This window comes from Usitatibacter rugosus (genome assembly GCF_013003965.1).
Classification (GTDB): Bacteria; Pseudomonadota; Gammaproteobacteria; order Burkholderiales; family Usitatibacteraceae; genus Usitatibacter; species Usitatibacter rugosus.
This window is the reverse complement of the sequence record NZ_CP053069.1, coordinates 143,324-162,284: the sequence shown is the minus strand read 5'-3', so window position 1 is coordinate 162,284 and position 18,961 is coordinate 143,324. Positions and strand designations below refer to the sequence as shown.

The following is an 18,961-nucleotide window of genomic DNA, read 5'->3' as shown; positions in this document are numbered from 1 at the left end:
AGGAGAACCGAGCCCGAATTGCAGGCTCAACGGATAGACCGCGGGACCTCGGCAAAAGTTCCCATCTCGGTCTCCCGGGCGTACTCGGCCAGGGTGGCCGGATCGAGCCGCTTCACCCCGGCGGCTCCCGCGGCGGTGCGCTCGTAGAAATCGAGGGGCGTGGAGAGCGTGACCGGCGGCTGCCCGGCCGCGCCCACGGAGATCCGACCCTCGATCAGCACGATGAATTCCCGCTCCGGCGTGGACTTTCCCCAGAGGTCGGTGCCGCGCACGCCCGCCGTCACGTGGAGCGTCTTGATTTCGACGTCCCGGCCCTCACCTTTTCGGGAGGGATCGGTCGTGAACCGGAAGGCTCCGGCCGTGGCCGTGAAAGTTGCGCGAAAGACACCGCCCGCCTCCGCTTTCTCGACGCCGAAGCTGGCCTGCTTGCCGAGCTTCACGGTGCTGCCCTCGGCGAGCTTGAGCCGCAGCCGCCCCTCCTCGCCGGTGCGCAGGCGATCGCCCGCACGCACTTCATCTCCCGCCTTCACTTCGACGCGCTGCCCGCCGCGCTCGACCCAGGCCGGTGCCTGGACGGCGTCCACGACGACCGCCGGTGCCGCGAACACGGGGAGTCCTGCCGCAATGCTCGCGATGGCGAGCCACAGCCTTGCCTTGTCCATGTGAATTCCCTCCTGCAGCCATTACGCAACCCCGAGGAAGGCGGATGCGGCCCGGTATAATTTCGGGATGGAACCGCAATACCACCCGAAGGCGATCGAATCGAAGGTGCAGGACGAATGGGCCCGTACGAAGGCCTTCGTCGCACCCGACGATTCCCCGAAGCCCAAGTACTACTGCGTCTCGATGCTCCCGTACCCCTCCGGCAAGCTGCACATGGGGCATGTTCGCAACTACACGATCAACGACGCGCTCTACCACTACCTGCGCATGAAGGGCATGAACGTGCTCTTCCCCATGGGCTGGGACGCCTTCGGCCTGCCCGCGGAAAACGCGGCGATGAAGAACGGCGTGCCGCCCGCGAAGTGGACGTGGGAAAACATCGCGTACATGAAGAAGCAGTGCGAGGCGATGGGCTGGGCCATCGACTGGTCGCGTGAAGTCGCCACCTGCTCGCCCGAGTACTACCGCTGGAACCAGTGGTTCTTCCTGCGCCTGTGGGAAAAGGGCATCGCGTACAAGAAGACCGGCACGGTGAACTGGGATCCGGTCGACATGACCGTGCTCGCCAACGAGCAGGTGATCGACGGCAAGGGCTGGCGCACGGGCGCCACGGTCGAGAAACGCGAGATCCCCATGTGGTACATGCGGATCACGGACTACGCCGACGAGCTCGTCGATTCGCTGGACGGCCTGGGCTGGCCCGAGCAGGTGAAGCAGATGCAGCGCAACTGGATCGGCCGCTCGTCGGGCGTGGAATTCACGCTGCCCTACGACGAGGCCACCGCCGCGCGCATGAAGGACGGCAAGAAAGGCCTCAAGGTCTTCACCACGCGCGCCGATACGATCATGGGCATCACCTTCGCCGCCGTGGCCGCGGAGCATCCGCTCGCCACCGAAGCCGCGAAGGACAATCCGGCGCTGGCCGCCTTCATCGAGGAGTGCAAGCAGGGCGGCGTGCAGGAAGCCGAGCTCGCCACGATGGAGAAGAAGGGCATGCGCACCGGGCTTCACGTGCTGCACCCCTTCACGAAAGAGAAGGTCGAAGTCTGGGTCGGCAACTACGTGTTGATGGGCTACGGCGAGGGTGCGGTGATGGCCGTGCCGGGCCACGACGAGCGCGACTTCGCGTTCGCCAAGCAGTACGGCCTGCCGATCAAGCCCGTGATCGACGTGAACGGCCAGGCCTATTCGACCGACGCGTGGCAGCCCTGGTACGAGGCCGCGGGACGCAACGTGAATTCCGGCAAGTACGATGGGCTCGAGCAGGTCGCGTCGATCGACGCGGTGTCGAAGGACCTCGAGGCGATGGGCCTCGGCACCAAGCGCATCCAGTACCGCCTGCGCGATTGGGGTATCTCCCGCCAGCGCTACTGGGGCACGCCAATCCCGATCATCCATTGCCCGAAGTGCGGCGACGTGGGCGTTCCCGACGACCAGCTCCCGGTGAAGCTGCCCGAGGACCTCGTGCCCGACGGCAGCGGCAACCCGCTCAACAAGTGCGAGTCGTTCCTGAAGGTGAAGTGCCCGAAGTGCAACGCGGATGCGAAGCGCGAGACGGACACGATGGATACCTTCGTCGATTCTTCGTGGTATTTCATGCGCTACGCCTGCCCCGGCGCCCCGAAGATGGTGGACGGGCGCACCGACTACTGGATGCCGATGGACCAGTACATCGGCGGCATCGAGCACGCGATCCTCCACCTGCTCTACGCGCGCTTCTGGACCAAGGCCATGCGCGACATGGGCCTGGTGAAGATGGACGAGCCGTTCCAGAACCTGCTCACGCAGGGCATGGTGCTCAATCACATCTACTCGCGCCGCGGCGCCAAGGGCGGCATCGAGTACTTCGCGCCCGAGGAGATCACGCCGGTCTTCGACAAGGAGGGCAAGACGATCGTCGGGGCTACGCTCAAGTCCGACGGCAAGCCCGTGGAGTACGAGGGCATCGGCACGATGTCCAAGTCGAAGCGCAACGGCGTCGATCCGCAGGACATGATCGAGAAGTACGGCGCCGACACCGCCCGCTTCTACGTGATGCAGGCCAACCCGCCGACGGACACGATGCTCTGGTCCGACGACAGCGTGGATGGTTCCTTCCGGTTCCTTCGCAGCCTCTGGAAGATGGTGCATGACCACGTTGCAGCCGGAGTCGTGCCGAGGTTCTTCCTGTCACTTGAAGCGGGCTACGAAGCAGGTTTGAATAAAGAGCTCAAGGATTTGCGTTTCAAGTTGCACAAGACGATCGACAAGGTAGGCGACGACTACGGCCGGCGCATGCAATTCAACACGGCGATCGCGGCGATCCGCGAGCTGCTGAACCTGCACGACACGCTGAAGGACAGGACTCCCGCCGCGCGCTCGGTCTCGCAGGAGGTGCTCGAGAGCGCCGTCGTGCTCCTCTCGCCGATCGTCCCGCACATCGCGACGGTGCTGTGGGGCGAGCTGCGCCCCGGCACGAAGCTGGTCGACCAGCCATGGCCTTCGGTGGATCCTGCCGCGCTGGTGCAGGACACGGTGCAGCTCGTCGTGCAGGTGAACGGCAAGCTTCGAGCCCACATCGAAGTTCCGGCCTCCGCGAGTCGCGAGGATATTGAACGCGTCGCACTCGCCGACGAAACCGTCATCAAATTTCTGAACGGACAGACCCCCAAGAAGGTGATCGTTGTGCCGGGAAAACTGGTGAACGTCGTTGTCTAGGCTCCTTCTGGCAAGCGTCGCGATCCTGCTCGCGAACTGCGGCTTCACGCTGCGCGGCGATGCGCCCACGGGCCTCAAGTCGCTCTATGTCTCGAACGACATGCCCTCGCAGGTGGCCGTCGAGGTGAAGCGCACGCTCGCCAGCAGCGCCACGCGCTTGACGAAGACGCCCTCGGAGGCCGAGGCGCACCTGCGCATCACGAGCGAGACCCGCGAGAAGACGATCTTCACGATCACGGGCGCGGGCCGCGTGTACGAGTTCCAGCTTCGCCTGCTGGTGACATACGTCGTGCAGGTGCCCGGCAAGGACGAGCCGCTCATCGCGCCCACGGAGATCGACATCCGCCGCGTGGTGACCTACTCCGAGACGGCGCCGGTGGCCAAGGAAGCGGAGGAAGCGCTGCTCTACCGCGACATGGTGACCGAGGCCACGGGCCAGGTGCTGCGCCGCATCTCCGCGGTGCGCCGCGCGGGCGAGCAATGAAGCTCGCGATCCGCACGCTCGACGCGTCGCTGAAGAAGGGGCTCGCCCCGCTCTACGTGATCCACGGCCCCGAGGCGCTGGCCGCCCTCGAGGCTTCCGACCGCATCCGCGATGCCGCGCGCGCCGCCGGTTACACCGAGCGCGAGGTCTTCACCGCCGAGCCGGGCGCGGACTGGGGCAAGCTCGCCGCGTCGGCGTCCAACCTTTCGCTCTTCGCGTCGCTCAAGCTCTTCGAGCTGCGCATTCCCACGGGCAAGCCCGGCGTCGAAGGCTCGAAGGCGATCGTTGCGTACACCTCGAAACTGCCGGACGACACGGTGACGCTCGTCTTCCTGCCCGAGCTCGACTGGCAGCAGTTGAAGTCCACTTGGTTCGAAGCACTCGATGCCGCGGGCTCCGTGATCGAGGCCAAGCCCGTCACGCGCGATGAATTGCCCGATTGGCTGGCTTCCCGCCTCGCGCGCCAGAAGCAGCAAGCCTCGGTGGAAACGCTCGAGTGGCTCGCCGACCGCGTCGAAGGCAACCTCCTCGCCGCGCGCCAGGAAGTCGAGAAGCTCGCCTTGCTGCTTCCGGAGGGCGAGGTGTCGCTGGAATCGATCCGCGAGGCGGTGACCGACGTCTCTCGCTTCGAACGCGACGGCCTGCTGGAAGCGATCCACGATGCGGATCGCGCGAAGATTGCCAAGGTGGTCGATTCCCTCGAGGCCGAGGGCGAACCGCTGCCGCTGCTGTTGTGGCAGCTCTCCGAAGAGCTGCGCCTGATGATGACGATCTCCGCCGGCCAGCGCCCGCGCCGCTTCATGCCGCCCGAGCGCCAGCAGGCCCTCGCGAAGACCGCGCGCAAGCACGACGCCGCGAGCTTCGGGCGCGAACTCTTGCGGGCCCACAAGATCGACCGCATGATCAAAGGCGTCGAGACCGGCGATCCATGGGACAGCGTGCTCGAGATGTCGCTGGGCCTCGCCGGCGCGCCCGTCATGAAGACTTCCCTCGCCGCATGAACATGCCCAACGACCTCCCGGATTCCGAGCTGCGCGACGCGATGCTGGCCCTCGGCAAGGCCGCGCGGAAAGCAGCGCGCGAGCTGGCGCGGGCGCCGACGGCTGCGAAGAATGCGGCGCTGCTCGCGGCGGCGGAGGCGATGGAGGAACGCGAGAAGACCATCCTCGCCGCCAACGCGCGCGACGTGAAGGCCGCGCGCGCCGAGGGCCGCGACGACGCGTTCATCGACCGCCTCGTGCTCACCGCCAAGGCGGTCGAGGAGATGGCCGCGGGGCTACGACAAGTGGCCACCCTCCCCGATCCCGTCGGCGCCATCACCGATCTCGCCTATCGCCCCTCCGGCATCCAGGTGGGCCACATGCGGGTGCCGCTGGGTGTCGTCGCGATCATCTACGAGTCGCGACCCGATGTGACGGCCGACGCGGGCGCGCTCTGTCTCAAGTCCGGCAACGCGTGCATCCTGCGCGGCGGCAGTGAGGCGACGCATTCCAACCAGGCGATCGCCGCGTGCCTCGCCGATGGCCTGAAGAAAGCGGGGCTCCCCGAGGCCGCGATCCAGCTCGTGGAGACGACCGACCGCGCCGCGGTGGGCGAGCTGATCGCGATGGAAGGCTACGTGGATGTGGTCGTCCCTCGCGGCGGCAAGAGCCTCATCGAGCGTGTCGCGAAGGATGCGCGCGTCCCCGTCATCAAGCACCTGGACGGCGTGTGCCACGTGTACGTGGACGCGAGCGCCGATCTTGCGAAGGCCGTGCGCGTCGCGGACAACGCGAAGACCCAGCGCTACGGCACCTGCAACACGATGGAGACGTTGCTGGTCGCGCGCCATGTCGCCAGCGCCTTCCTGCAGGAGATCGGCAAGGTCTATGTGGCCAAGGGCGTGGAGATTCGCGGCTGTGCCGAGACGCGCAAGTACATCCACGAGGCCAAGCTCGCCACCGAGGACGACTGGTACGCCGAGTACCTGGCGCCCATCGTGTCCATCAAAGTCGTCGCCGGCCTGGACGAGGCGATGGAGCACATCGCGCAGTACGGCTCGCAGCACACGGATGCGATCGTCACCGAGAACTGGGCGTGCGCGCAGCGTTTCCTCCGCGAGGTCGATTCCTCGAGCGTGATGGTGAACGCGTCCACCCGCTTCGCCGACGGCTTCGAGTACGGACTCGGCGCGGAAGTCGGCATCTCCACCAACAAGCTGCACGCTCGTGGCCCGGTCGGTCTCGAAGGCCTCACGTCCCGCAAGTGGGTCGTGCTGGGCGACGGCCACGTCCGGAGCTGACCGCGCGATGCCGGACCGATGACGAGCCCCCTGGGCCTTTTCGGCGGGACATTCGATCCGATCCACTTCGGGCACCTGCGGCTTGCCACCGAGCTCGCCGAGGCGTTCAAGCTGGAGCAGGTGATCTTCCTGCCCGCGGGCCTTCCTTATCACCGGGGCGCCGCCGCGCACGCCACGGCCGAGCAGCGCCTCACGATGGTGAAGCTCGCCATCCAGCGCGACGCGCGCTTCGACGTGGACGACCGCGAGCTTCGCCGCAGCGGGCCCACGTACACGTACGACACGCTGGCCGAGGTCCGCGCCGAGCGCGGGCCGCAAGTGCCCTTGGTCTTCCTGCTGGGCTCCGACGCCTTCGGCCAGATCCACACCTGGCACCGGTGGACCGAGCTCTTCGACCTTGCGCACTTCGCCGTGGCCATCCGCGCCGACGACACCGAGTGGCTTTCCAAGGGCCCGGGCGCCTTCCACGCGGATGTGGGCCCGCGCGTCACGCTGAACCTGCGCGAGCTGCTCGGCTCCCCCGCCGGCAAGGTGATGACCTTCTCGATGACGCCGCTCGCCATCGCCAGCACCGCGATCCGAAACCTCGTGAAGGATGACGGGTCTATCCGTTACCTCACGCCCGATCCCGTGGCGGAATACATCCGCTCCCACAAGCTCTACCACTCCGGAACCTGAATGACCTCACTCTCCACTCCCGCCAAGAAACGCCTCGTGGTCGAGGCGCTCGACGACATCAAGGCCCGCGACATCCTCGCCATCGACGTGCGCAAGGTCACGTACGCGTTCGACTGGATCGTGGTCGCCACCGCCGAATCCGCGCGCCAGACGAAGGCGCTCGCCCACCACGTGAAGGACAAGCTGAAGGAAGCCGGCTCCGTCGTGATCGGCATGGAGGGCGAGGGGACTGGGGACTGGATCCTCGTGGATGCCGGCGACGTAGTCGCGCACATCATGCAGCCGGTGGCGCGCCGCTACTACAACCTCGAGGAGCTCTGGGGCGAGGGCAAGAGCGATCCGGTGGTGAACTCCACGGAGCCGGTCGACACCACGACGATCCCGGTGCCCACGCGGCCGCCGCGCAAGAAGACGGAGGCGAAGGAGCCCGCGGCAAAGAAGCCCACCGTCAAGAAGCCTGTGGCGAAGAAACCGGCCGCGAAGAAGCCCGCCGTGAAAAAGCCTGCCGAGAAGAAACCCGCCGTGAAGAAGCCCGCGGCGAAGAAGCCCGTCGCGAAGAAGACCGTTGCGAAGAAACCGGCGGCGAAGAAGGCCGTTGCGAAGAAGCCGGCCGCCAAGAAGGCTGCCGTGAAGAAGAAGCCCGCGGCGAAGAAGGCCGCGAAGAAGCGCGCCGGCTGAAGGTGCGCGTCACCGTCCTCGCGATCGGCCACAAGATGCCCTCGTGGGTGCAGGAGGGCTACCAGGAGTACGCGAAGCGGATGCCTCCGGAGATCCGCCTCGATCTCGTCGAGCTGAAGCCCGAGGACCGCACCTCCGGCAAGACCACGGAGAAGGCGAAGGCCCTCGAAGGCGAGCGCCTGCTGGGGGCACTCCCGAAGGGCGACACGCTGATCGCGCTGGACGAGAAGGGCCGCGCGGTGACGACGCAGGGCCTCTCGGTGATGCTCGCCGAATGGATGCGCGACGGGACCAACCCGGCCTTCGCCATCGGCGGCGCCGACGGCCACGGGACGGAGGTGCGCGAGCGTGCCTCCAAGCTCATCTCGCTCTCCCCCCTCACGCTGCCGCACGCGATGGTGCGGGTGGTGCTCGCCGAGCAGCTTTACCGCGCCTGGTCTATCCTCGCCCGGCACCCTTATCACCGCGAATAAGAACTCACCATGATCTACCTGGCCTCCCGAAGCCCCCGCCGCCGAGAGCTGCTGCAGCAGATCGGGGTCAAGTTCGAGCCGCTGCTGTTTCGCGAGGGCAACCGCCAGGACAACGAGACCAGCGAGGACGTGCAGCCCGGCGAGCAGCCCGACGACTACGTGCGGCGCGTGACCGACCTCAAGGTGAACGCCGCCTGGGATCGCGTCGTGATGCGCCGCGGCCTGCAGAGAAAGCCCGTCCTCGCCGCCGACACGACCGTCGCGCTCGCGAGCGAGATCCTCGGCAAGCCCGCGGACCGGGCCGACGCCGAGCGCATGCTCACCCTCCTCTCCGGCACCCAGCACCGCGTGCTCACCGCCGTGGCGCTCAAGTTCGAGGACCGGACGCGAATGGAGGTGAGCGAGTCGCTCGTCACCTTCACGCCCCTGGATGCGGAGCGCATCACGGCCTACGTGGCCTCCGGCGAGCCCTTCGACAAGGCCGGCGCCTATGCCATCCAGGGCCGCGCCGCCGTCTTCGTCGAGCGCCTCGAGGGGAGTTACACTGGGGTCATGGGCCTGCCGCTTTTCGAGACGGCCCGCCTTCTACGGGAATTCGGCGTCACCGTCCCCTGACGGGCTTCACGCTCCGCTGCGGACCCAAGACTTTTTCATCCACGGATAAACACGGATAAACACAGATGGGTTTCGAGGACATGAGGTGCTGCACCGTTAGCTAGCGGACACCCTCCATTCTCGCTTCGATGGATTCGTGGTTGGAATCCATCCGTGTTTATCCGTGTTTATCCGTGGACATCGCCTTAGTCTTTCCGCGAGCCACCGATGAACGAGCAGATCCTCATCAACGTCACCCCGCAGGAAACGCGGGTCGCGCTCACCGAGCAGGGCTCGGTGCAGGAGCTGCACATCGAGCGCGACTCGAGCCGCGGCCTCGTGGGCAACGTCTACCTGGGCCGCGTGTGCCGCGTGCTGCCGGGCATGCAATCCGCGTTCGTCGAGATCGGCCTCACCCGCGCCGCCTTCCTGCACGTGGCCGACATCTGGTCCGCGCGCAACGGCGGTGTCGAGCGGCCCATCGAGCGCATCCTCACCGAAGGGCAGACGCTGCTCGTGCAGGTGGTGAAGGATCCGATCGGCTCCAAGGGCGCACGCCTTTCCACGCAGGTGTCGATCGCCGGGCGGCTGCTCGTGTACCTGCCGCAGGACCCGCACATCGGCATCTCGCAGCGGATCGAGGACGAAGTCGAGCGCGAGCACCTGCGCGAGAAGGTCCACGCGCTGATCCCCGCGGGCGAATCGGGCGGCTTCATCGTGCGCACCGTGGCCGAGACCGCGACGGATGCCGAGCTCACCGCGGACATCGAATACCTGATCACCCTGTGGAAGCAGATCCAGGTGTCGGCCACGAGGGCCGCACCGCAGGAGCTGCTCTACCAGGACCTCTCGCTCGCAACACGGGTGCTGCGCGACTTCGTCTCCAGCAACACCGACCGCATCGTCGTCGACTCGCGCGAGACGCACCAGAAGCTGCTGGAGTTCGCGACCCGCTACACGCCGGCGGCGCTGCCGGTGCTGGAGCACTACCAGGGCGAGCGGCCCCTCTTCGACCTCTTCGCGGTGGAAGACGAGATCGAGCGGGCCTTGGCACGCCGCGTGGACCTGAAGAGCGGCGGCTACGTGATCCTCGACCAGACCGAGGCGCTCACGACCATCGACGTGAACACCGGCGGCTTCGTCTCCGGGAGATCCTTCGACGACACGATCTTCAAGACCAACCTCGAGGCCACGCAGGCGATCGCACGGCAGCTCCGGCTGAGGAACCTCGGCGGCATCATCATCGTCGACTTCATCGACATGGACACGCAGGAGCATCGCGACGCGGTGCTGGCGGAGTTCAAGAAGGCCCTCTCGAAGGACCGCACGCGCATCACCGTGAACGGCTTCACGCAGCTCGGTCTCGTGGAGATGACGAGGAAGCGCACCCGCGAATCATTGGCCCACGTGCTGTGCGAGGCCTGCCCGGTGTGCGCGGGGCGCGGCGAGATGAAGACCGCGCAGACGATCTGCTACGAGATCCTGCGCGAGATCCTTCGCGTGGATCGGCAGTTCAGCGCCAAGGAGTACCGCATCCTCGCTTCGCAGAAGGTGATCGACCTCTTCCTCGACGAGGAATCGCAGGGCCTCACCTCCCTGGGCGACTTCATCCAGAAGCCCATCTCGATGCAGGTCGAGACCGCCTACGCCCAGGAACAGTACGACGTGATCCTGGTGTAGAAGAAATTAGGGTCAGCTACTTTTTTCGCGCAGCACGCGAAAAAAGTAGCTGACCCTAATTTCTTCCTGTCCTGCTTCCTACGACTTGAGGTTCTGGAGGAGGCGCTTCGCTTCTTGCAGCCGCTGGATCGAGTTGTCCAGGCGCTGGGTGGTGGTCGCATCCTTCTCGACCTCCGTGCCCGGCACCGGCGGACGCCAGTTGGGGTCGAGGGCGGCGATCTGGACGGTCTTGTCGCCTTCGGCGTTGGGAATGCGCTGCGTGCGCTCCGGCTCGGCCGCCGGAGCGGGAGTCGATGCTACCGGCGCGGCAGCAGCAGGCGGAGGAGTTGCAGCCGCCAGGCGCTGCGTGTCCATCATCCCCGCACCCTCGGAGGGCTTCGTACGTTGGGTGCGCTGGATCTCCTCCGGAATACCCGAGATGCCGAGCGCCAGGCGCTGCGTCTCCTGCATGCGGTCGACCGCGGAGGGCACCGATTCCGTGGGTGACACGGCCGCGAGCTGCGCCAGGAGGTCGTCGGAAGCGATCATCGGTTGGGCGGTGCTGGGCGCGGGCTTCGGTGCGCTCGGCACGGCGGCAACGGGGGCGGGGGCGGGAGCAGCCTTCTGCGCTCCGGCCGCGGCCATGCGCGCCGTCTGCATCATCTCGGGCGTGATGGTGTCGTCGGGGCGGGCCAGCGGGGCGCCGACCATGTCGGGGATGGGCGCGCGTCCCTCGGAGGCGGACACGCGGGAGATGAGGCCCTCGATCATGTCGCGCTGTTTCTTCAGATCCGCTTCGACCTTCTTCAGCTCCGCCATCTGCTCGTTGATGGTGGTGGTCTTCTCGTTGATCTTGGAGAGGTTGTCGAGGCGCGACTGCAGCAGCTGCTTGTGGTCCTTCATCTGCGTCTCGAGCGGCATGATCACGGCCTGGACCCAGCGGTCGGCCTGCGTCTTGGCGTCCGTGAACGTCAAGCGCGCCTGCTTCACGATCGTGTTGTAGAACTTCTTGATGAAGGGGCCGGTGTAGTGCGCGACGTTGACCGGGTCGCGCGAGAAGGCCTCGGCCTCGTGCACCAGCAGCTTCAGTTTCGTGCGCTGCGGGTCGAGGTCCAGCGAGGGCAGCGTCATCTTCTGGAAGCCGAACTTCTGGATGAACGTGTTGTACACGCCCTGCATCATCTTCTTGATGTCCTCGCTCGCGACGAAGACGGTCTCGAAATCCTCGCTCATCAGGCGCGACATCTCGCGCATCGAGCGCTGCAGGCCCACGGTGGTCCAGGACTTTTCCATCGCCGCTTCGCTCTTCCCCATGATCTGGTCGAGGTGGGCGGGGTTGAGCCGGTCCATGAGCGCCGCACGCTTGGCGTTGAACTGGGCGCTGTTGACCTTGTATTCGGCGAGCGACGTGTTGTACGCGTTCTTCTCGGCGGTGATCTTCTGCCAGAGCTTGGTCACCACGTCGCGGCTCTTGCCCTGCAGGCCCTGGAGCTCGGCCACGGCGGCGAGGTTGGATTCCTGCTTCTTGGCCACGAGCGCGCGCGACGAGCTCATCATGCCGCCGATCTCGCTCACCACGGCCTTGCAGAGGATGGAGCGCTTCATCGGGACGATCTCGTCGGCCATGAAGCGCTCGAGCTGCTCGATGCCGCTCTTCTTCACCAGCGCGGGATCGTCGCGGATCTTGCCCAGCAGCGCCTTCTGCGCCGAGATCGGGAAGATGCGCTCGCGCGGCAGGTTCAAATGCGCTCCGGTGGTATCCACCATGCGGGTGATGGCGCGGTCGATCTCCGGCGGAGTCTTCAGCTCGTCCCACATGAGGTCGATCTTGTTCAGCACCGCGATCTTCTGCGGCAGGCCCGGGCGGACGTAGCGGTCCCAGATCTCGAGGTCGCTCTTCGTGACGCCGGTGTCGATCGAAAGCAGGAACAGCACCGCATGCGCCGACGGGATGGTGGAGACCGTGAGCTCCGGCTCCATGCCCAGCGCGTTGAGGCCCGGCGTGTCGAGGATGGACAGGCCGTTGCTCAGCAGCGGGTGCGGGTAATTGATCATGGCGTAGCGCCACGCGGGCACTTCCACCAGCTCTTCTTCGCCGGGCAGCTCGCCGTTCTCGTTCAGCATCGGCGAAAGGCCGAGCATGCGGGCTTCGAGCGCGTAGACCTTCTTGGTCTCGGCGAGCGCGGCCAGGGCCTTCTGCATTTCCGCCGTGGAGTTGGTGTTCAGGCGGATCTTGCTCCACTCCACCGGCATGTTCTTCAGCTGCGAGATCGACTCGTCCCGGTAGCGGGTCTCCACCGACAGGAGCTTCAGGTACGGCTCCTCGGTGGGGTCGTGGAAGATCTCCGTCGGGCACATCGTGGTGCGCCCCACGTCGGAGGGCAGCAGCCGCTCCTTGAAATTGGAGAAGAAGAGGGCGTTGATGAGCTCGGACTTCCCGCGGGAGAACTCGGCCAGGAAGGCGAGCAGCAGCCGCCCCTTGTTGAGGTTCTCGAGGAGGTCGTAGAAGCGGATCGATTGCTGGACGTCGAGGTGTCCGTTGCTCTCCAGCCAGTCGTGGTACTCGTGGACGGACTGGGTGAGCTCCTCGCGCCACTGGTTGTAGCGGCCGATCTCGGCTTCGAAACGCGTGTGGTTGGGGTTCTGGGGCGCGGGCATAGGGACCCATTATTAGCCCGATTCCCGAAAAGAACCAGTGAGTTACTGCACAGAAAGCAGAAGGCCGGGCGCCAGGCCCGGCCTTCCGGTGTTACGAGCGTAGGAGACAGCGGTGGTGCGGGGTCCTACGCGACTCGCGAGAACGTGTCGTCGTTGGCCGGTTTGGCGTAGTACTGGCCGTCGTTGGCGGCGGCCTGCGGCGTCCAGTCCGTGGACGGGAGCATCAGGGTGCCGCGCTCGCCTTCCAGCATCAGGAAGACGTTCATGGCGAAGATCACGGCAAGCGGGGTGGCTACGGCAAACAGCAGGGCGAATTCCTGGATGAAGCTGATCATGGTGTGTCTCCTTGGGCTCGTTTGGTTCGGGGTCTTTTTGTGCCTTGGCTGCAGCACATGACCGCACTCTAGGGACGGGCCCGGGGACCTGCCAGCGGGATGCGACGAAACGAAGAAACCGGGGGCTGAAACGCTGGTGCGGGGGCGTTTCCGACAGCCTGGCCGATCGCCAGGAAGCGTTCCCGCCAGGCTGTCCGGCGTCCGAAGGCGGGGGATTGGGGGGTCACGACGGTGATCTTCATGACCCGGACGATACGGGGCCAACGTGACGATTTCGTTGGAGGTTTCCGTCCTCCGGGCCGTGAATTTGCACGGCCGAATAAAGGGGTCGGAACCGGTAATTAGGGTCAGACCCTTTATTCCGCTAGCCTCGGCCCGCAGGCCGAGGACGGAAAAAAGGGTCTGACCCTAATTACCTAGAAAGCCCCGCCGGTGGCGGCGAGGACCCGGTCCCGGAGGGCCAGGAGGCGGGGACCGATTTCGGCGATGACCCGCTGCCGGGTCATGTCGAAGATGGGTCCGCTGCAGTTCAGGGCCAGGATCCGGTGGCCGTCGCGGGAGACCATCGGGACCCCGACCGCCCAGACGTCCTTCACCCACTCCCCCACCGACAGGCAGAAGCCATAGCGCTCGTAGTCGCGAACGGCTTTCTCGAGCCCGGGCTCGATGTTCTCCCACTGGGCGCGGGGAGTGTTCTTGCGGTAGTTGGCGAGGCGTTCTTCGCGAGCCTCGGGGGTGAGCGCCGCGAGGTAGGCCCGGCCCATCGCCGTCCAGCCGTGCGGCACGCGCGAGCCCACTTCGAGGCTGATGTGGAACATCTGGCCCGCGCCCTGGCAGATCTCGAGGAACACCATGTGCTGGCCGCTGGGGTCGGGCGCGCCGAGCGAGACCGAGGCGTGCACATCGTCGGCGAGCGCCTGCATGAGCGGCCGCGCGAGGTTGCGCACGTCGAGCGTGCCGAGATAAGCGTGGCTGAACGCGAGCACGCCGACCGACAACGCGTAGCGGCCGGTCTCGGGCGAATAGGTGAGGTAGCCGAGCTGCGTGAGCGTGAACGTGAGGCGGCTCACGGTCGGCTTGGCGAGCCTGGTGCGCTTGGCGATCTCCGCGTTGCCGAGCTCGCGATCCTTGCGCGAGAAGCATCGCAGGATATCCAGGCCGCGGGCGAGCGCGGTGACGAAGCGCCGGTCCTGCTGGGCGGAGCGGCTTCGGATCGGCGGCAGGGCAGCGCGCTTCATGGATTCACCACGACCTTTCCCAGCACGCGCCGGCCGGACATGCGCTCCAACGCGTCCGCCACGCCGTCGAGGCCGATGCGTTCGGTGATCGCGGGGCGGGCACGGCCTTCGCGCATCCACGCGACCAGTTGTTCCATGTTCTTCGCATGGGCGGCGGGATCGCGCCTCGTCCAGTCGCCCCAATAGACGCCGAGGATCTGGCGTTCCTTCAGCAGCGCGAGGTTGAGCGGCAGCTTCGGGATCTCGCCCGCGGCGAAGCCGATCACCAGCAACCGCCCGCGCCAGCCCAGCGCGCGCATCGCAGGCTCCGTGTGCGGGCCGCCGACCGCGTCGAACACGACATCGATGCCCTTCTTCCCCGCGATGGCATCGAGCCGCGCGCGAAGATCCTCGGTCGTGTAGTCGATCGTCTCGTCGGCGCCGTGCTCCCGTGCGAGCGCGAGCTTCTCCGCGCTCGACGCGCATGCGATCACCCTGGCGCCCATCGCCTTGCCGCATTCGATCGCCGCGATGCCCGTGCCGCCGGCCGCGCCCAGCACCGCGAGCGTCTCGCCGGGCTGGATCGCCGCGACTTCCTTCAGTGCGTGAAGCGCGGTGCCGTACGTGAGCGCGAAGGCCGCGGCCGTGTCGAAATCGATGCCCTTGGGAAGCGGCATGGTGCGCGCGGCATCGGCAACGCACAGTGCAGCGCAGCCTCCGTGCCCCGAGAGCGCGATCACCGAATCGCCGATGCGCGGGCGCTCGACGCCCTCGCCCACCGCGACGACCACGCCCGAGAGCTCCGCGCCCGGCGAGAACGGCAGCGGCGGCTTCACCTGGTAGAGGCCGCGCACCATCAACGCGTCGGGAAAATTGAGCGAGGCGGCCTTCACCTCGATGACTACTTGCCCGGGACCGGGCGGGGGATCGGGAAGATCGCCCACGGCGAGCGCGCCCGGACCTTCGAGCTTCGAGCAGATCACGGCCTTCATGCAGCCCTCCCGGCATCTCGCAGCACGCCCTGCTCCAGGTGCGGGATCACGGAGAGCACGTCGCGCTGCGCCGCATAGGCGACTTCCGCATCCAGGCCGCGCTCGCGCATCATCCGGCCGACGCGCGAGTCGCGAAGGCATTCGTCGGGCGTCGTGCCGTCGAAGAGCTTGATGGCGGCGAGCGCCGCATCGGAGAGATCCACGCCGCCGTCGCGCGCGAAGAGCTTCGCGAAATGGCCCGCGCCGTAGAAGTCCTCGAGGTTGAAGTTCTGCACCGAACCGGAACACACGATGAGCACGGTCTCCTCCGGATGCTGGTCGCGCACGCGATCGACGACGGCGCGCGCGTTCACGAGCGCCGCCGCATAGACATGGTCCGCGCCCACCGACTTGGCGATCGCCACGGTGCCATTGGTGGTCGCGTAGATGAGCGTGCTTCCCTTGAGCGGCGCGCGGCTCGTGAGCGCGAGCGGCGACGGATGGTGGAATCCGGCGATCGTCTCGGCGCGCAACTCGCCGGAGAGCACGTAGGTTCCTTCCGCACGGCCCTTCGCGGCGGCGCGTGCGGAATCGCCGTCCAGTGCGGGAACGACCTCCGTAGCGCCGGCCGCGAACGCCGCGGCGATCGTCGTCGTGGCGAACAGCACGTCCAGCACGATCACGACCTTGCCCGGCAGGCGCTCGGCATCGAGGTCCTCCTTGCGCATCAGCACGTGCACGCGGCGCGTCATTTGCGGGGCTCGACCACCGCGAACGTGCCGTTGGCGCGCATCACCTTGCGGTCGCCCACGAGGAGCAGGCCCTCGACGAACGCGAGGCGCCGGCCGATGCGCAGCGCGTCGACGTGCGCCTCGATCCAGTCGCCTTCCTTCGCGGGCTCGAGGTAGTCCATGCCCAGGCTCACGGTCACGGTCGAGATCTTTCCCTCGGTGGTGCGCCAGAGCGTGATGCCGAAGGCGGTGTCGATCAGCGAGGCCAGCGCCCCGCCGTGAACGATGCCGCGCAGGTTGAGGTGCTTCTTCATCGCGCGCATCGCGATCACGTTCCGGATCGCGGGATCGCTCGAGCGGTAGAGCGGGCCGAAGAGCTCGAGGTAGTCGCCGGGCCGGTCGAGTGCGACAAACCCCGCCGGTACCTCGCTCAAGCGTCCTCTTTCAACAGCAGGTCGCTGAAGACGCCGAGGTGGTGCTCCGCGTCGCCGAACGTCGCGTTGATCATCGCGAGGCGCTTGAACCAGTGGCTCACGATCAGCTCGTCGGTGACGCCGATGCCGCCGTGCAGCTGAACCGCCTGCTGGCCCACGTAGCGCGCGCATTGGCCGATGTGAGCCTTGGCCGCGCTTACCTTGCGGCGGCGCTCCATCGGGTCCGAGTCGTTGGCGCCCGCCGCGGCCACGATCGCCATCGAGCGCGCCTCGACGGCACGGATCGTCATGTCGACCATGCGGTGCTGCAGCGCCTGGAAGCGGCCGATGGGCTGGCCGAACTGCTGGCGGGTCTTGAGGTATTCGAGCGTGGCCTCGTTCAGCGCGTCGATGATGCCGAGCGCTTCGGCGCACAACCCGGCGATGCCCCGGTCCACCGCGCGCTCGATCACGGGATAGGCCTCGCCCGCATTTCCGAGCAAGGCGTCCTTGTCGACCTGCACCCCAGTGAGCGTCACTTCACCCGCGCGGCCGCCGTCCTGAGTCGCATAACCGCGGATGGCGACACCCTTTGCTTTCGCATCCACGAGGAAGAGCGAGATGCCTTTCTCGTCCGACGTGCTTCCGGCCGTGCGTGCGGAGACGAGCAGGACGTCGGCCGTAGCCGCATCGCGCACGACGGCCTTCTGCCCATCGAGCTTCCAGCCCGCGCCGTCGGCTTTCGCCGTGCACTCCACGTGCGAAAGCGCGTAGCGCGAACGCGGCTCGCCATGCGCGAAGGCGACGAGCGTCTCGCCGCCCACGATCGCCGGCAGCCACTTCGCCTTCTGGTCCGCGTTGCCCGCGGCCGCGATGGTGGCACCGCCCAGCACCACGGTGGAGAGATAGGGCTCGACCACGAGCGCGCGGCCGAGCGACTCCATCACCAGCATCGAGTCGAACGCATCGCCGCCCAGGCCGCCGTCGTCCTCGGAGATGGCGATGCCCAGCAGGCCGAGCTCGGCCAGCTGCGCCCACGTGTCGCGCGAGAAGCCGTCGGCGCTCTCCGCACGCTTGCGCCGCGAATCGAAGCCGTACTCGTTGGCGAGGAACTTGCGAAGCGAGTCCTGCAACATGCCCTGTTCGGGCGTGAGGCTGAAGTCCATGGTCTTAGAGTCCGAGCGAGAGCTGCGCGACGATGTTCTTCTGGATCTCGTTGGATCCGCCGTAGATCGACGTCTTGCGCATGTTGAAGTAGTGGCCCGACAACGGCGCGGCGTACTCGGCGCCCACGGGCACCCCGCCCCATTCCGCATCGAGCGCCTCGGGCACATACGGGATTCCGTAGACGCCCACGGCCTGCATCATCAATTCCGAAAGGGACTGCTGGATCTCGGTGCCGCGCACCTTGAGGATCGACGCCTCGGGGCCGGGCGCACGCTTGCCACCTTCCGCCTCGGCGGAGAGCACGCGCAGGTTCGTGACCTCGAGTGCCATCAGCTCGATCTCGACCTGCGCGATGCGGTCGCGGAAACGCACGTCCTTCATGAGTGAATCGCCGCCGCCCGCGGGCTCCCTGCGCGCGATCTCCTTCAGGTGCTTCAGCTCCCGCTTGCACGCGCCCACGCCGGCGATTCCGGTGCGCTCGTGGCCGAGCAGGAACTTGGCGCACGTCCAGCCCTTGTTCTCTTCACCGACGAGATTGGCGACGGGCACCTTCACGTTCTCGAACCACACTTCGTTGATCTCGTGCTCGCCATCCAGCATGCGGATCGGACGCACCGTGATGCCGGGCGTCTTCATGTCCACGAGCAGGAAGGAGATGCCCTCCTGGGGGCGGCCCGCGCTCGCGGTGCGAACCAGCACGAAGATCCAGTCGGCGAACTGTCCGAGCGTGTTCCAGGTCTTCTGGCCGTTGACGACGTAGTGGTCGCCGGCTCGCTCGGCCTTCGTCTTGAGAGAGGCGAGGTCCGACCCCGCGCCCGGCTCCGAATAGCCCTGGCACCACCAGTCTTCGCCCGAGAGGATGCGCGGCAGGAAGTGCTGCTTCTGCGCCGCGTTGCCGAACCGCATGATCACCGGCGCCACCATCTTCACGCCGAAGGGCAGGATGCGCGGCGCACCGGCGGCGGCGCACTCGTCGTCGAAGATCTGCTGCTGCACCGTGTTCCAGCCGGGGCCGCCGAACTCCTTCGGCCAGCCCGGAGCGACCCAGCCCTGGCGGGCGAGGATCTTGTGCCAGGTCATGTAATCGTCACGCCCCAGGCGCTTGCCGCCGTGGACCTTCGCGGCGATTTCCGGGGGCAGGTTTTTCGCGATGAACGCATGCACGTCATCACGGAAAGCAATCTCTTCGGCGGTATGGGCGAGGTTCATGGTCATCGTTCCGCGAAGCGGAACTGAATTCTGCTATTGATTGCGGCAGCTTA

18 protein-coding genes and 1 pseudogene are annotated in these 18,961 nt (G+C 66.8%); 10 read left to right on the top strand and 9 right to left on the bottom strand.

The window, feature by feature from the left end; all coding sequences use genetic code 11:
* Nucleotides 1-26: 26 nt before the first annotated feature.
* A complete protein-coding gene (locus tag DSM104443_RS00755) occupies nt 27-662 on the bottom strand; it encodes a FecR family protein (RefSeq protein WP_171088813.1) in 636 nt (211 codons plus the stop codon).
* Between the two features lie 67 nt (nt 663-729).
* Here DSM104443_RS00755 and leuS point away from each other — a divergent pair, with 67 nt between their 5' ends.
* From leuS to rng, 10 genes and pseudogenes are all read left to right on the top strand, one after another.
* Nucleotides 730-3,360, top strand: a complete 2,631-nt coding sequence (gene leuS / locus DSM104443_RS00750; RefSeq protein ID WP_171088812.1) for a leucine--tRNA ligase — start codon at nt 730-732, stop codon at nt 3,358-3,360.
* On the top strand, nt 3,353-3,844 hold the full coding sequence (locus DSM104443_RS00745; protein WP_171088811.1) for an LPS-assembly lipoprotein LptE: 492 nt from the start codon (nt 3,353-3,355) through the stop codon (nt 3,842-3,844). Before leuS ends, DSM104443_RS00745 begins: the two co-directional genes overlap by 8 nt.
* Nucleotides 3,841-4,845 carry a DNA polymerase III subunit delta gene (gene holA / locus DSM104443_RS00740; RefSeq protein WP_171088810.1) on the top strand — a complete coding sequence of 335 codons (1,005 nt, stop codon included), beginning with the start codon at nt 3,841-3,843 and terminating at the stop codon, nt 4,843-4,845. The genes DSM104443_RS00745 and holA overlap by 4 nt, the downstream gene beginning before the upstream one ends.
* A 2-nt stretch (nt 4,846-4,847) precedes the next feature.
* Nucleotides 4,848-6,125, top strand: a complete 1,278-nt coding sequence (locus DSM104443_RS00735; RefSeq protein WP_246232849.1) for a glutamate-5-semialdehyde dehydrogenase — start codon at nt 4,848-4,850, stop codon at nt 6,123-6,125.
* An 18-nt stretch (nt 6,126-6,143) separates the two neighbouring features.
* Nucleotides 6,144-6,803 (top strand): nicotinate-nucleotide adenylyltransferase, encoded by a 660-nt coding sequence (nadD, locus tag DSM104443_RS00730; RefSeq protein ID WP_171088809.1) that lies wholly within the window; start codon nt 6,144-6,146, stop codon nt 6,801-6,803.
* A pseudogene (gene rsfS / locus DSM104443_RS22115) lies at nt 6,804-7,064 on the top strand (ribosome silencing factor); the annotation flags it as partial. It abuts the gene before it with no gap.
* 15 nt (nt 7,065-7,079) lie between these two features.
* A complete protein-coding gene (locus DSM104443_RS22110; RefSeq protein ID WP_425509626.1) occupies nt 7,080-7,481 on the top strand; it encodes a histone H1-like repetitive region-containing protein in 402 nt (133 codons plus the stop codon).
* A 2-nt stretch (nt 7,482-7,483) separates the two neighbouring features.
* Nucleotides 7,484-7,954, top strand: coding sequence for a 23S rRNA (pseudouridine(1915)-N(3))-methyltransferase RlmH (gene rlmH / locus DSM104443_RS00720; RefSeq protein ID WP_171088807.1), 471 nt, complete (start codon nt 7,484-7,486; stop codon nt 7,952-7,954).
* Between the two features lie 9 nt (nt 7,955-7,963).
* The gene (locus tag DSM104443_RS00715; RefSeq protein ID WP_171088806.1) at nt 7,964-8,569 is read left to right on the top strand and encodes a Maf family protein; all 606 of its coding nucleotides are present in this window, start codon (nt 7,964-7,966) and stop codon (nt 8,567-8,569) included.
* 207 nt (nt 8,570-8,776) lie between these two features.
* Nucleotides 8,777-10,228, top strand: a complete 1,452-nt coding sequence (gene rng, locus DSM104443_RS00710; RefSeq protein ID WP_171088805.1) for a ribonuclease G — start codon at nt 8,777-8,779, stop codon at nt 10,226-10,228.
* Nucleotides 10,229-10,306: 78 nt separating this feature from the next.
* On the opposite strand, the gene DSM104443_RS00705 is transcribed toward rng, so the two are convergent.
* The 8 genes from DSM104443_RS00705 to DSM104443_RS00670 form a co-directional block, all read right to left on the bottom strand.
* Nucleotides 10,307-12,865, bottom strand: coding sequence for a dynamin family protein (locus DSM104443_RS00705; RefSeq protein ID WP_171088804.1), 2,559 nt, complete (start codon nt 12,863-12,865; stop codon nt 10,307-10,309).
* A gap of 125 nt (nt 12,866-12,990) precedes the next feature.
* Nucleotides 12,991-13,200 (bottom strand): hypothetical protein, encoded by a 210-nt coding sequence (locus tag DSM104443_RS00700; RefSeq protein WP_171088803.1) that lies wholly within the window; start codon nt 13,198-13,200, stop codon nt 12,991-12,993.
* 416 nt (nt 13,201-13,616) lie between these two features.
* A complete protein-coding gene (locus DSM104443_RS00695) occupies nt 13,617-14,438 on the bottom strand; it encodes an IclR family transcriptional regulator (RefSeq protein ID WP_171088802.1) in 822 nt (273 codons plus the stop codon).
* Entirely contained in the window at nt 14,435-15,409 is a 975-nt protein-coding gene (locus DSM104443_RS00690) for an NADPH:quinone oxidoreductase family protein (protein ID WP_171088801.1), read from the bottom strand. Before DSM104443_RS00690 ends, DSM104443_RS00695 begins: the two co-directional genes overlap by 4 nt.
* Nucleotides 15,406-16,140: a 2-phosphosulfolactate phosphatase gene (locus DSM104443_RS00685; protein WP_171088800.1), complete on the bottom strand. Its 735-nt coding sequence runs from the start codon at nt 16,138-16,140 to the stop codon at nt 15,406-15,408. Before DSM104443_RS00685 ends, DSM104443_RS00690 begins: the two co-directional genes overlap by 4 nt.
* Nucleotides 16,137-16,553, bottom strand: a complete 417-nt coding sequence (locus tag DSM104443_RS00680; protein ID WP_171088799.1) for a PaaI family thioesterase — start codon at nt 16,551-16,553, stop codon at nt 16,137-16,139. The genes DSM104443_RS00685 and DSM104443_RS00680 overlap by 4 nt, the downstream gene beginning before the upstream one ends.
* Nucleotides 16,550-17,698, bottom strand: coding sequence for an acyl-CoA dehydrogenase family protein (locus tag DSM104443_RS00675; RefSeq protein WP_171088798.1), 1,149 nt, complete (start codon nt 17,696-17,698; stop codon nt 16,550-16,552). The genes DSM104443_RS00680 and DSM104443_RS00675 overlap by 4 nt, the downstream gene beginning before the upstream one ends.
* A gap of 4 nt (nt 17,699-17,702) precedes the next feature.
* The gene (locus DSM104443_RS00670; protein ID WP_171088797.1) at nt 17,703-18,908 is read right to left on the bottom strand and encodes an acyl-CoA dehydrogenase family protein; all 1,206 of its coding nucleotides are present in this window, start codon (nt 18,906-18,908) and stop codon (nt 17,703-17,705) included.
* Nucleotides 18,909-18,961: the final 53 nt, after the last annotated feature.